The following is a 13,429-nucleotide window of genomic DNA, read 5'->3' on the forward strand; positions in this document are numbered from 1 at the left end:
TGCTTTTTTAAGTTCTGGAGTTGATCTGAATAATTTTTTTCAGATTTGGAAAAGTGGTTATGTCGTCTGTGGAATCATCGTTGACCAATCAGTTGCGGCAGTTGAAGGTCGGCAGCACTGAGACTATCAATCACATGCACGCTATACCCCGGAACATTCTTCGCATGATGCTTCGCCTGCGAAGCCATTTCCGCGAGTTGGCTGGCATCCAGTTCTGCGCAGGCCTCGGGTTGCAGGTGGACGACGCCGATCGATAACGAGAGCAGCGGAAACTCCTGCCGCACACCCTGGCGATTCGGCGCGATGAAGCAGCCAGCTTCAAGGTGCTCCGGGCGATAGAAACGGCGGCATTGGCTCTGGAAGTCGTCGAGCAGTTGATTGAGGCGTTTGCGCCAGTCTTCCGGGCCGAGCACCAGCAGGAAGTCGTCGCCGCCGATGTGGCCGACGAAGTCGCGGGACGGGTCGACGCGTTCGTTCAGGCATTGCGCCAGGCACAGCAGGACTTCGTCGCCACGGCCGTAGCCGTAGATGTCGTTGAAGGGTTTGAAGCTGTCGATGTCGACGTAGCAGATGATCGATTCGCGGCCCTGTTGCAGCAGGCGGGTCAGGCATTGCTGGATCGGCACGTTGCCGGGCAGCAGGGTCAACGGGTTGGCGTAGCGCGCCTGCTGGATTTTCAGTTCGGTGATCAGTTTGAGCACGTCGATCACCCGACCGAGGCCGAGATAGCCGCCATTGAGGGTGATGATGAAATCTTCTTCGATGCGCTGCCGGGCGCGACTGGTGATCAGGCGGCTGACCTGTTGCAGCGACTGGCTCATTTCCACGGCGAGGAAGTCATCGTTCATCAGGCGGCTGATCGGTTTGCGTGCGAACAGGTCGGTGGCGAACGGTTTGAGCAGTGCGTCGGACAGCGAATGGCGATGGACGATACCGCATGGCTGGCCCTGTTCGTCGAGCACCGCCAGTGAGTTCAGATTGGCCTGACGGCGAAAGGCCTCCAGCACCGTCGCGGTTGGTGTGTCGCGATGCACCGCCGGTTGATCGTTGAGCAGGGCGCTGAGATCGCTGCCTTCATCGTTCAACGCTACGGCGCTGCTGTCGTGTTTCGGCATCAAGGCCCGGGCGTCGCGGGGCGGATGCTCCTGTGGACGACCGAGCAGGTAACCCTGTACCAGATCGACGCCCATTTCGGTCAGCACCGCCAATTCTTCCGGCAACTCGATCCCCTCGGCAATCACCTGCGCCCGCGAGGCCTTGGCGATTTGCAGGATCGAGCCGACGAACTCTCGTTTCAACGCGTCCTGATGAATGCCGTCGATAAAGTGCCGGTCGATCTTCACGTAGTCCGGGCGCAGTTCTGACCACAGACGCAGGCTCGAATAGCCGGCGCCCAAGTCATCCAGCGCAATCGAAAAGCCCATCGCCCGATAGTGATGCAGCGCGGTTTGCAGCAACTGGAAATCGTCGATCGGCGTCTGTTCGGTGAGTTCGATGACCACTTGGCTCGGCGGAATGCCGAAGTCCTGCAGCAATTGCAGGGTCCGTCCCGGTTGGTGCGCAGCCTCGAGCAGTGACTCCGGCGAGACGTTGAGGAACAGCTTGCCCGGCAATTGCTGCTCGTTGAAACGACGGCAGGCCGACTGGCGGCAGGCGATCTCCAGTTCGCTCAAGCGGCCGGCCTGACGCGCCACGGCAAACAGCGCGATTGGCGAGTGTAGCGGGCTGTTGGACGGGCCTCGGGTAAGGGCTTCGTAGCCGAGAATGCGACGCTCGGAGAGACAGATGATCGGCTGGAACAGGCTGTGCAAACCGCTTTGAGTCAGGATCGAGCTCAAGGCACTCAGCTGTTCGGTCGTGGTCATGGCAATCTCTGGCGATAAAAAAAGGACTGGGAGCGCTCTTGCTTGAAGAGGCGCTCCCAGTCCTTTATTTCACGACAGAATGATGACTGTTTGATGACGCTCCGGGGAGCGTCACCATTAAATTGCCATCATCTTACTTCTTGGCCACCTGATTGCTCAGCTTCAGGTAATCCAGCAGGACGCGACCGGTTTCGCTCAGGTAAGCGTCGTCCTCTGGTTTGACCTTGTCCGGCTCAGCCGCAGCCAGCGCGTCTTCATCTTCTTTCTTCAGCTCTTTGAGCGGCTCTTCGCCTTTGGCTTTGCGACGGATGTTTTCCATCGCCAGTTGCTTGGCATCGATGTCCGCGTGCTGGGCACGACGATCGGCTTCGTTGAGGCTGACGGTTTTTTCTTCCATCAACTTCTGCGCCAGGGCCAGCTTGTCGCGGATGAACACGAACTCGGCGTCTTTGGCGCTGCGTGCGTCGTGCTCGGACTTGAGCTGCGCGAGGAACGGTTTGAACGGATCGGAGGCCGGCTTGATCGCCGCCTTGATGGTGTCCCACGGCATGGCTTCCGGCAGGGCACTTTCGCCGATTTCCTTGGTGTCGATGATCGACGGGTAGTCGATGTCCGGCAGCACGCCCTGATGCTGGGTACTCTGCCCGGACACCCGGTAGAACTTGGCCAGGGTCAGTTTCAGTTCGCCATGGTTCAGCGGCTGAATGGTCTGTACGGTGCCTTTGCCGAAGGTCTGGCCACCGATGATCAATGCGCGATGGTAGTCCTGCATGGCGCCAGCGAAAATCTCCGAAGCCGACGCGGACAGGCGGTTGACCAGCAGTGCCATCGGGCCTTTGTAGAACGCGCCCGGGTTTTCATCTTCGAGGACATCGACGCGGCCATCGGCATTACGCACGAGGACGGTTGGGCCCTTGTCGATGAACAGGCTGGTCAGTTCGGTGGCTTCCTGCAGGGAGCCGCCGCCGTTGTTGCGCAGGTCGATGACCACGCCGTCGACTTTCTCTTTCTGCAGTTCGGTCAGCAGTTTCTTGACGTCACGGGTGGTGCTCTTGTAATCCGGATCACCGGCGCGGAACGCCTTGAAGTCAAGGTAGAAGGCCGGGATCTCAATGACGCCGAGCTTGTAGTCCTTGCCGTCCTGTTTCAGGTTCAGCACGGACTTTTTCACCGCCTGGTCTTCAAGCTTCACCGCTTCGCGAGTGATCGGCACGATCTTGCTGGTCTGGTCGTTCGGCGCATTGCTCGCCGGAATCACTTCCAGGCGCACCACGGTGCCTTTCGGGCCGCGGATCAGCTTGACCACTTCGTCCAGACGCCAGCCCACCACGTCGACCATCTCTTTGTTGCCCTGGGCAACGCCGATGATCTTGTCGGCCGGTGCGACCTGTTTGGTCTTGTCGGCCGGGCCTGCCGGCACCAGACGCACGACTTTCACTTGATCGTTATCGCTCTGCAACACGGCGCCGATGCCCTCCAGGGACAGGCTCATGTTGATGTCGAAGTTCTCCGCGTTATCCGGCGACAGATAATTGGTGTGCGGGTCGTAGGACATGGCGAAGGTGTTGATGTACGCCTGGAAGATGTCTTCCGCGCGGGTCTGATCGAGGCGCGCCAACTGATTCTTGTAGCGCTTGGTCAGGGTTTCCTGGATCTGCTTGGAATCCTTGCCGGCAATCTTCTGCCGCAGCACTTCGTCCTTGACGCGTTTGCGCCACAGGTCGTCGAGTTCAGCGGTGGATTTGAGCCAAGGGGCGTCCTTGCGATCGATCAGCAGGGTTTCCTTGGTGGTGAAGTCCATCTTGTCGACGCCCTTGTTCAGCTCCGCAATGGCGAAGTCCAGACGCGCCTTGACGCGGTCCAGATAGCGCTTGTAGATGGTGAACCCGGCGTTGAGGTCGCCGCTTTTGAGGAAGTCGTCGAACTGGGTCTTCCACTTGTCGAATTCGGCGATGTCGCTGGCCATGAAATAGCTGCGCGACGGGTCCAGCAGCTTGATGTAGCTGTCGTAGATGATCACCGAGCGCGCATCGTCGAGCGGCGGCTTGCTGTAGTGGTGACGCTTGAGCAACTCGACGACGTTGAGACTGGCGATCACTTCGTCGCGATCAGGCTGCAAGTTGTCCCAGCTGTTGGCTGCGAAGGTTTTGCCCGACATCGGCAACAAGCCGATACCGATGAAAAGAGCGAGGGCGGTGCTGGGGAGCAAATGCTTCATGCTGATTCGACGCGGGGACAATTGATAACGCATATTAGGCCGTCTTTGAAGTCGCCGGTTCTACGAGAGCCGGTCGCATAATGCAAAAAGCCCGGCGCTACAGCTTCGGGCTCAGTCCAGACTCACTATGGAGGCACTGTGAAGGCATTGCAAGGCGTTGAAGGTCAAGTGGCATGGGTTGAAGAGCCGAGTCCGGCATGTGATGTAGGACAAGTGCGCATTCGTGTGGCGGCAGCCGGCCTCAATCGCGCCGATTTATTACAGAAAGCCGGGCTTTATCCACCGCCGCCCGGTGCCAGTCAGGTGCTCGGTCTTGAGTGCTCCGGGGTGATCAGCGAAGTCGGCGCCGGCTCGTCCTGGCAGGTCGGCGACCGGGTCTGCGCGTTGCTGGCCGGGGGCGGAATGGCTGAAGAGGTGGTCGTCGACGGACGGCACGTGCTGCCGGTGCCCGAAGGTGTTTCGTTGATCGAGGCCGCGGCATTACCCGAGGTTTATGCAACGGTCTGGCTCAACGTGTTTCAACTGGCGGCGTTGAAACCGGGCGAGAAGGTTCTGCTGCATGCTGGCGCGAGTGGAATTGGTTCAGCCGCCATTCAGCTGTGCAAGGCGTTTGGCAATCCCTGTTGGGTCAGCGTTGGCTCGCCCGAGCGTCTGGCCTACTGTGAAGCGCTGGGTGCCCAGGGCGGGGTGGTGCGCAGCGATGACCTGGAGAGTCTGCGCGACTTCGGCCCGTTTGACGTGATCCTCGATCCGGTCGGCGGCAATTACGCGGCGCTGAACCTCAAGCTGACGGCGCTGGATGGACGCTGGGTGCTGATTGGTCTGATGGGCGGGCGTGAGGCGAAACTGGACCTGGCACAGGTACTGGCCAAACGTGTGCAGTTGCTCGGTTCGACGTTGCGCAGTCGCGATGATCAGTTCAAGGCCGACCTGTTCAGCGACTTGAGCCAGCATGTATGGCCGCTGTTTGCCGAAGGACGGTTGAGTCCGCAACTGGCGAAAACCTTTCCGGTGAAAGACGCCGAGGCGGCGTTTGCCGAGCTGGCGAGCAATACGGTTTCGGGGAAAGTGGTGCTGGTGATTGACGACAGTCTGAGCTGATTGGAAGGGCAAGATCAAAAGATCGCAGCCTGCGGCAGCTCCTACAGTGGGAGGGTGTACACCCTGTAGGAGCTGCCGCAGGCTGCGATCTTTGTTTTTACTTCCAGAGATGGATCGGCCAGCCGGCTTTTTCGGCATGCTCCAGCAGCACCGGATCCGGATTCACCACATGCGGGAAATCCACCTTCAGCAGCAACGGCAAGTCATTGCGTGAGTCGGAGTAGAAACTCGCGCCTTCCAGGTTCTCTTCCTCGGCGTCCAGCCACTCCAGCAGGCGGGTGATCTTGCCTTCGCGGTAGGTCAGCGTGCCGACGGTCTGGCCGCTGTAAACACCGTGTGCGACGTCCAGTTCGATGCCGAGGATTTCGTCGATGCCCAAGCGCTCGGCGATCGGTTTGACCAGGTGCGTGCCCGAGGCCGAGATCACCAGTATCCGGTCGCCGGCCTTGCGATGGGCGGCGATGGTTTTGGTCGCGTCGCTGAAGATGATCGGTTCGATAAAGTCTTCGACCCATGGGCCGACCAGGTGCTCGAGCTCTTCCGGGGTACGGCCGATCAGCGGTTCGAGGCTGAACGCCATGAATTCTTCCATGCGCAATTTGCCATGGCTGTAGGCGTCCATCAGCTCGTTGTTCTTGCGCATGAACGACTCGGGATCGACCCAGCCCAGGCGCCCCATCTGCTCGCTCCAGAGGGTGGCGCAGTCGCCGTGGATCAGGGTTTCGTCCAGATCAAAAATTGCCAGGGCCATCAGTGCAGTTCTCTCTTCAACGTCAGCAAAGTCATCAGGCTACCTCACACAGGGCCGTCGGATCGATGGAAAGCGCCAGACGCTGACCGTCGGGATGCAGATCCGCCGCCGAGCGGTTGAGCACGTCCACCACCAGTTCCACACCGCGCGCTTCGACCCGATAGCGGATCACGTTGCCGAGCAGGCTGTGGCTGCGGATCTGCGCATCGAGTTCACCATTGAGGCTCAGTTCGATGGCTTCCGGGCGTATGGCGATGCGGTGGTTGATCGGCCGTTGCAACAACTTTGAGGCACTGTCGGCGTCGAGCAGGTTGTAGTTGCCGATGAAGCCGGCGGCGAACACATCGACCGGTGCGGTGTAGAGGGTTTCGGCGTCTCCGCTTTGCACGATCTTTCCCTGGTTCATCAGGAAAATCCGGTCGGACATGGTCAGCGCTTCTTCCTGGTCGTGGGTGACGAAGATGGTGGTCAGGCCGAGTTCGCGCTGGATCTGGCGGATCTGTTCGCGCAGGTGTTTGCGGATTCGCGCATCCAGCGCCGACAGCGGTTCATCCAGCAACAATAGGCGTGGGCGGGTGACCAAGGAGCGGGCGAGGGCGACACGCTGGCATTGGCCTCCGGACAACTGATGCGGATAGCGGCTGGCGAAGTCGTGCAGTTCAACCAGTTTCAACACTTCGCTGACGCGTTTGTGACTGTCGTCAGGATTGACCTTCTGCATGCGCAGACCGAAGGCAACGTTCTGCTCGACGGTCATGTTGGGGAACAGCGCGTAGCTCTGGAACACCATGCCGATCCCGCGTTTCTGCGGGCTCAGCGGCACGATGTCGACGCCATCAAGCAGGATCTTGCCGCCATCCACCGGCGTCAGCCCGGCGATACAACGCAGCAGGGTGGACTTGCCGCAACCGGACGGGCCGAGCAGGGTGACGAATTCGCCCTTGTTGATCTCGCAGTTGATGTCGCTGAACACCGTGGTGCCCGCGTAGTTTTTCTGCAGGTGTTGGACGCTGACGTAGCTCATTCGCTTTTGTCCTTGTTCAAGATGTTGGCGATCCAGGTCAGGACCAGCACGAAAAAGAAGTACGAGATCACCAGCGCACTGGTGAAGTGGCCGCTGCTGTTGCGCATGTTGTTCAGGTATACCTGCAGGGTTTCGTAGCGCGTGCCGACGAGGATGTTGGCGAACACGAATTCCCCGAACAGGAACGAGAACGACAGCAACAACGCGACCATCAGGCCTTTGCGCAGGTTCGGCAGTACCACCAGAAACGCGGCCTGAAAGGTGCTGGCGCCGAGCAGTTGCGCGGCGTCCATCAGGTCGCGCAGGTTGATCGCCTGCAGGTTGTTGGTGATCGCCCGGTACATGAACGGCAGCGCCACGGTGAAGTAGCAACCGATCAGGATCCACGGCGTACCGACCATCGCCAGCGGCCCGGAACCGTACAGTTGCAACAGGCCTACCGACGACACCACTGGCGGCACCGCGAAGGGCAGCAGGATCAGGATGTTCATCAGCGCATCGAGCTTCGGGAAGTGGTAATGCACCACGAACAGCAACGGCAGGATCAGCACCACCGACAGCACCAGCGCGCCCACGCACACCAGCAGCGACTGGCCGAAAGCATGCAGGAAGCGTGGATCGCTCCACAGCTGGAGGTACCACTTGAAGGTGAAGCCGCTAGGCAGGATGGTCGCCGACCAGCTGCTGGCGATCGAATAGATCAGCGTACCCACCAGCGGCAGCAGCAGGATCGCGAACAGCAAATAAACCACGACGCGGTGGTAGACGCCGGCCGGGCCGGATTCAGCGCGAGACATGGTAGCTCCTCTTCAGCAGCAATTGATGCACGACAGTGACGAGGGTCATCAACGCCACCAGCACCACGGCCAGGGCGCTGGCCAGATTCGGATCGAGGGAAATATCCCCGGAAACCATTGCCGCGATGCGAATCGGCAGCACGTTGAAGTTACCGGTGGTCAAGGCGTACACCGTGGCGTAGGCGCCGAGAGCGTTGGCCAGCAGGATCACAAACGTACCGAGCAGTGCCGGGGTCAGCACCGGCAGACCAATATGCCGCCAGAACTGCCAGCCGTTGGCGCCGAGCAGCGCAGCGGATTCGCGCCAGTCTTCACGCAAGGCGTCGAAGGCCGGGTAGAGCAGCAGCACGCCGAGGGGAATCTGGAAGTAGGTATAGAGAATGATCAGGCCGGTTTTCGAGTACAGGTTGAAGTCCTGAATGATCCCGGCCTGCTTGAGCATGATCGTGATGCTGCCGTTGAAACCGAGCAGGATGATGAACGCGAAGGCCAGGGGCACGCCGGCGAAGTTGCTGGTCATGTTGGCGAAGGCATTTACGAAGTTGCGCAGTTTCGAGTCGACCCGGCGCAATGAGTACGCGCCGAGCACGGCGATGATGATGCCGAACACACTCGACCAGAAACTGATCTCCAGGCTGTACTGGATTGCCTGCAGATAGAACTTGGAACTGAAGATCTTGCTGAAGTTGGCGAGGCCCCAGCCGAATTCTTCCGATTGCAGGCTGTTGATCATCACCCAGACCAGCGGGGCGATTTCGAACACGATAAAGAACAGGGCGAACGGCACCAGGCACAGGGCTGCCAGCCATTTGCCGCGAGTCATGGCATTCACTTGAGCAGCTCCCGGCATACAGGTTTGTCGTGGGGGGCGCCGAGCAGTTCGCAGACGGTGCCGCAGATCTCGGTTTGTTTCGGCGCGGCATCAATATTGAAGCTGAAGGCGTCACCGAAAACGAACAGCGGCACCTGGCGTTCTTCCGGCAACAGGCCGTTGTGCGAGCGGTCGTTGTTCATGCCGTGGTCGGCGGTGACCAGCACCTGATAGCCCGCATCAAGCCAGCCTTGCAGGTAGTCGGCGAGGATGATGTCCGCCGAGCGTGCGCTGTTGCGGTATTGCGTGGAGTCGAGGCCGTGCTTGTGGCCGGCGTCGTCGATGTTCATCGGGTGAATCAGCAGAAAGTTCGGCGCATGGCGCAGACGCAGGTTTTCCGCATCGGCAAACAGGTGCGAATCCGGGTAGTGATCGCTCCAGTAGAAGTGGCCGTGCTGAATCGGCAATGACAGTTTTTCGGTGTGCCGGTCGCGGGCCACGACGAACGGCGAGCGGTTATACAGCTCGCTGACCCAGTGATAGGCCGCTGCGGCGGTTTTCAGACCGGCGTCGCGGGCGTAGTGATAGATGCTGCGCTGGTTGGACAGACGCGCGACGTTGTTGTGGACGATGCCACTGTCGATCGGCGGCACGCCAGTAAGGATGCATTCGTAAAGCGGTCGGGACAGGGCCGGCAACTCGCACTCCAGCTGATAGAGCGCGGCGCGTCCTGCGCCAACGTAAGCCTGCAGATGCCCCATGGCGTGCCGCGCGACCTCGTAATTGAGACCGTCGAGCACGACAAGGATGACGTTGTGCTTCATAGGGGCAAAAACTCCGAAAACAAAACTTGGATCGTTCAATGTAGGAGCTGCCGCAGGCTGCGATCTTTTGACTCTGCCTTTTAAAAGCAAGATCAAAAGATCGCAGCCTGCGGCAGCTCCTACAGATGAAGGATTACTTCATCTCGACGATGACTTCTTCGTTCCACTTCTGCGGCAGGGCCTTGGAGGTTTTTTCCCACGCGTCGGCGTCCTTGATTGGCGTGACGTTCTTGTACTGCTCGTTTGGCAGCAGCTTGGCTTTCACGTCTTCCGGCAGTTGCAGATGTTCGGCACGGATCGGACGGGCGTTGCCGCGCGCCAGGTTGGTCTGGCCGGCGTCGCTGAAGATGTATTCGCGGGTCAGCTTGGCGGCGTTCGGGTTTTTTGCGTACTTGTTGATGATGGTGGTGTAGCCGGAAATCACCGAGCCGTCGGACGGGATCAGCACCACGTAGTCATCCGGGTTGGCCATCTTGGCCTTGTAGCTCAGACCATTGAAGTCCCATACCACGCCGACTTCGATCTCGCCTTTTTCCATGGTGGCGATGGTCGGGTTGGCCATCGACAGGCGACCTTGCCTGGCGATGTCTGCAAACAGCAGCAGGGCCGGCTGGAGGTTTTTCTCGTCGCCACCGTTGGCCAGGGCCGCGGCGAGTACGCCGTTGGCGGCTTGCGCGGCGGTGCTCACGTCACCGATGGAAACCTTGTATTTGCCGCCCTTGAGGTCAGCCCATTTGGTCGGTACTTCTGAACCGTGCAGCAGCTTCTTGTTGACGATGAAGGCGATGGTGCCGGTGTAGGCCAATGCCCAGTTGCCGTCCTTGTCCTTGGCCCAGGCCGGCACCTGATCCCAGGTGCTCGGTTTGTACGGTTGCACCACGCCCTGCTTGACCGCGATCGGGCCGAAGGCGGCGCCGACGTCGCCGATGTCGGCGGTGGCGTTGTCTTTTTCAGCGGCGAACTTGGCGATTTCCTGGGCCGAGCTCATGTCGGTATCAATGTGTTTCAGGCCGTAGGTCTTGGCCAGGTCTTCCCAGGTGCCTTTCCAATTGGCCCAGTCATCGGGCATGCCGACGCTGTTGACGGCGCCTTCCGCTTTCGCAGCGGCTTCGAGGGTTTTCAGATCGGTGTCGGCCGCCATGGCGGCGGTGCACATTGCAATGGTCGAGCCTAACAGTGTTGCCAGGAAAAGCTGTTTCATTCCGAAGCTCCTTGGTCGTGTTCAACGCTGCGATTGCGGTTTGTGTTGGTCTAGGTCAGCAATACCTGAGCCAATTTAAGGGGGCTGGATGACACTTTGATGTCGGCGGTCGCCCGGCAGGCCTTTTATTGGCCCGGTTTCGGCGCTTGCCCGCTAAGCGTAGACCAAGGTCAAAGCCCCGGCTGGCAAGGGACTTGGCCGAGGTATTGCAAGTCATGAGGGCGACCGTCGGGCGGGTTTGTCATCTCTCGGTCATCTGCACTGCCTAGGCTTGCAAGACATGGAAACGGCTTGCAGGCCGTACGGTTTTTGCCCCGAAACAGTGCTGGTCTAGTCCAGATAGGTAACGTTGATGCGCGATGAGGCAACAAAAGCGGTGACAGCCATCGGCCAGGTGCTGCAGGAGCAGCTCGATCACGGCCTGTTGGCGCCGGGCAGCAAGCTGCCGGCCGAGCGCAAGCTCAGTGAGTTGTTCGGCACTACGCGCATTACTGTGCGTGAGGCGTTGTTGCAACTGGAGGCACAGGGGCAGATCTATCGCGAGGAGCGCCGAGGCTGGTTCGTTTCGCCGCCGCGTCTGGCGTACAACCTGATGCAGCGCAGTCACTTTCACGCGATGGTCAGTGCGCAGGGCCGGGTGCCGTCGACCGAGGTGATTTCCGCGCGTCTGCAGCCGGCTTCGGCGGCGGTGTGTGCGTGGTTGCAGTTGCCGGCGTTGTCCAGCGTGATCCAGATTTGCCGGTCGCGGCGGATTGACGGGCGGCTGGTGCTGTATGTGGAGCATTATCTGAATCCGCAGTATTTTCCGGGGATTCTGGGGTTCGATTTGAATCAGTCGATGACCGAGTTGTATGCGCGGCATTACGATTTGCACTATGGGCGGGTGCGGTTCGAGATTGTGCCGACGTCGTTGGCGGTGGATGCGGCGGCGGCTTTGCGCGTGTCTGTCGGGAGTCCGGGGTTACGGATTGCTCGGGTCAATTATGATCAGCATGAGCGGTTGATTGATTGTGATCTGGAGTTTTGGCGGCATGATGCGATTCATGTGGGGGTTGATGTGGTTTGATCGTTTTGGGTGAATATCCGTTGCTGCGGTAACGGCGGCTTAGGGTTCCGCCCTTACGGCGGGTCACTTTTGACAAACGCCTCAAAAGTAACCAAAAACGCTTGCTCCTGCGTTCGGCCCGCTCGCTGGGGCTCGGGGTTCCTTCGCTCCGGGATTGTTCCGGGGGCAGCGCCTACGGTTTGCTTCGCTGCACCTCCTCTCGCTGTGTTTGGCTGCGCCAAACGGTCGCTGCGCTCCCACCCCGGATCAATCCCTCCACTCAGCCTTCCGACGTCGCCCGTGGATCAAGATCAAGAGCTGCAGCCGAGCTAACGCTCATCCTGTGTAGGAGCTGCCGAAGGCTGCGATCTTTTGATCTTGATCTTCAGCACACTAAAAGATCGCAGCCTCGTTGCACTCGTCAGCTCCTACAGGTTAGTGGGTGTTGGTGTAGAGGTAGTCTGTTGCCAGTGAGGCCAGTGTGCGTACGCCCACCACCAGCGCCGACTCATCCACAAAGAACCCCGGATTGTGATTCGGCGCGGCCTTGCTCATGTCCTGATCCCGTGGTGTGACGCCGAGAAATACGAACAACCCCGGTACTTCCTTGGCGAAGAACGAGAAGTCTTCCGCGCCGCCCACCAGCGGCGCATTGACCACGTCATCCTTGGCTGCCCACTTCAACGTCGGCAGCATTTTTTCTGTCAGTGCCGGGTTGTTGATCGTGGGGTCGTATTTTTCGATGATGGTCACGTCGGCTTTCGCGCCGCCGCTTTCGGCGATGTTTTCGATGGTCTGGCGTACGTCGGCGTGGAGTTTCTGGCGGATGCCGTAGTCGTAGGAGCGGATGGTGCCGCTCATGTCCACGGACTCGGGAATGATGTTGTAGCGGGTGCCACCATTGATGGTGCCGATGCTGACCACCGACGGGTAAGACGAAATATCGGTGCGCCGACTGACCACGGTTTGCAGGCCGACGATGGTTTGCGCGCCGACGGTGATCGGGTCGATGCCGTCCCACGGGCGGCCGGCGTGGGTTTGTTTGCCGAGGATTTTGATGCGCAGGTCGTCGGAGCTGGCCAGGGTGGCGCCGGGGCGGTAGGCAATCTGTCCGGCGGGAACGCCGGCCCAGACGTGCAGACCGAATACGGCGTCGGGTTTGGGTGATTTCATCACGCCTTCCTGCACCATCATTTTTGCGCCCCAGGTGTTCTTGCCGTCGGGGATGAAGTCGCTCGGGCCTTCTTCGGCGGGCTGGAAGTAGAACACCACGGTGCCGGGCAGGGTGTCGCGCAGACCGGTGAGGATTTTCGCCGTGCTCAACAGGATCGCGGTGTGGGCGTCATGGCCGCAGGCGTGCATCACGTCGACTTCTTTGCCTAGGTAGGTGCTTTTGGCTTTCGAGGCGAAGGGCAGGTCGGCGACTTCCTTGACCGGCAATGCGTCCATGTCGGCGCGCAGGGCCACGGTCGGGCCGGGCAGGGCGCCTTTGAGGATGGCGACCACGCCGGTGCGGGCGACGTTGGTTTTGACCTCCAGGCCCATGGCCTTGAGCTGTTTGGCGACCAGTTCAGAGGTGCGTGTTTCGGTGTTGCCCAGTTCCGGATGGGCGTGGATGTCGCGGCGGGTTTCCAGCAGTTGCGGCTCAAGTGCCTTGGCTTGCGCGGCGATCTGTTCGCGGGTGCTGTCCAGGGTGGCGGCGCTGGCGGTGCCGGCCAGCAGCGTGAACAGAACGGTCTGGGCGATACGTGTCAGCTGCATCGGGTTTCTCCATGGTTATTGTTTTTCTGGC

Annotated in this window: 11 protein-coding genes; 2 read left to right on the forward strand and 9 right to left on the reverse strand. The window is 60.0% G+C overall.

Annotated elements, in window-relative coordinates; genetic code table 11:
- Nucleotides 1–74: 74 nt before the first annotated feature.
- Together HXW87_RS12535 and HXW87_RS12540 are read right to left on the reverse strand one after the other, a co-directional pair.
- Complete coding sequence (locus HXW87_RS12535) at nucleotides 75–1,865, reverse strand: bifunctional diguanylate cyclase/phosphodiesterase (protein WP_239778995.1); 1,791 nt, start codon at nucleotides 1,863–1,865, stop codon at nucleotides 75–77.
- A 133-nt stretch (nucleotides 1,866–1,998) separates the two neighbouring features.
- Nucleotides 1,999–4,083 (reverse strand): carboxy terminal-processing peptidase, encoded by a 2,085-nt coding sequence (locus tag HXW87_RS12540; protein WP_161794910.1) that lies wholly within the window; start codon nucleotides 4,081–4,083, stop codon nucleotides 1,999–2,001.
- Nucleotides 4,084–4,221: 138 nt separating this feature from the next.
- Here HXW87_RS12540 and HXW87_RS12545 point away from each other — a divergent pair, with 138 nt between their 5' ends.
- On the forward strand, nucleotides 4,222–5,184 hold the full coding sequence (locus HXW87_RS12545; RefSeq protein ID WP_121184446.1) for a zinc-binding dehydrogenase: 963 nt from the start codon (nucleotides 4,222–4,224) through the stop codon (nucleotides 5,182–5,184).
- 97 nt (nucleotides 5,185–5,281) lie between these two features.
- On the opposite strand, the gene HXW87_RS12550 is transcribed toward HXW87_RS12545, so the two are convergent.
- The 6 genes from HXW87_RS12550 to HXW87_RS12575 form a co-directional block, all read right to left on the reverse strand.
- Entirely contained in the window at nucleotides 5,282–5,935 is a 654-nt protein-coding gene (locus HXW87_RS12550) for an HAD family hydrolase (protein WP_239778996.1), read from the reverse strand.
- Nucleotides 5,936–5,969: 34 nt separating this feature from the next.
- Nucleotides 5,970–6,959 (reverse strand): ABC transporter ATP-binding protein, encoded by a 990-nt coding sequence (locus HXW87_RS12555; protein ID WP_047292927.1) that lies wholly within the window; start codon nucleotides 6,957–6,959, stop codon nucleotides 5,970–5,972.
- Nucleotides 6,956–7,756 carry an ABC transporter permease gene (locus HXW87_RS12560; protein ID WP_007965346.1) on the reverse strand — a complete coding sequence of 267 codons (801 nt, stop codon included), beginning with the start codon at nucleotides 7,754–7,756 and terminating at the stop codon, nucleotides 6,956–6,958. The genes HXW87_RS12555 and HXW87_RS12560 overlap by 4 nt, the downstream gene beginning before the upstream one ends.
- On the reverse strand, nucleotides 7,743–8,579 hold the full coding sequence (locus HXW87_RS12565; protein WP_239779152.1) for an ABC transporter permease subunit: 837 nt from the start codon (nucleotides 8,577–8,579) through the stop codon (nucleotides 7,743–7,745). Before HXW87_RS12565 ends, HXW87_RS12560 begins: the two co-directional genes overlap by 14 nt.
- Nucleotides 8,580–8,584: 5 nt before the next feature.
- On the reverse strand, nucleotides 8,585–9,391 hold the full coding sequence (locus HXW87_RS12570) for an alkaline phosphatase family protein (RefSeq protein ID WP_239778997.1): 807 nt from the start codon (nucleotides 9,389–9,391) through the stop codon (nucleotides 8,585–8,587).
- Nucleotides 9,392–9,524: 133 nt separating this feature from the next.
- Nucleotides 9,525–10,592 (reverse strand): ABC transporter substrate-binding protein, encoded by a 1,068-nt coding sequence (locus HXW87_RS12575; protein WP_239778998.1) that lies wholly within the window; start codon nucleotides 10,590–10,592, stop codon nucleotides 9,525–9,527.
- Nucleotides 10,593–10,944: 352 nt separating this feature from the next.
- Here HXW87_RS12575 and HXW87_RS12580 point away from each other — a divergent pair, with 352 nt between their 5' ends.
- A complete protein-coding gene (locus HXW87_RS12580) occupies nucleotides 10,945–11,658 on the forward strand; it encodes a UTRA domain-containing protein (protein ID WP_047292936.1) in 714 nt (237 codons plus the stop codon).
- A gap of 414 nt (nucleotides 11,659–12,072) precedes the next feature.
- On the opposite strand, the gene HXW87_RS12585 is transcribed toward HXW87_RS12580, so the two are convergent.
- On the reverse strand, nucleotides 12,073–13,398 hold the full coding sequence (locus HXW87_RS12585; protein WP_239778999.1) for an amidohydrolase: 1,326 nt from the start codon (nucleotides 13,396–13,398) through the stop codon (nucleotides 12,073–12,075).
- Between the last annotated feature and the right edge of the window lie 31 nt (nucleotides 13,399–13,429).

The organism is Pseudomonas sp. Y5-11 (genome assembly GCF_022368695.1).
In the GTDB taxonomy this organism is placed as follows: domain Bacteria; phylum Pseudomonadota; class Gammaproteobacteria; order Pseudomonadales; family Pseudomonadaceae; genus Aquipseudomonas; species Aquipseudomonas parakoreensis.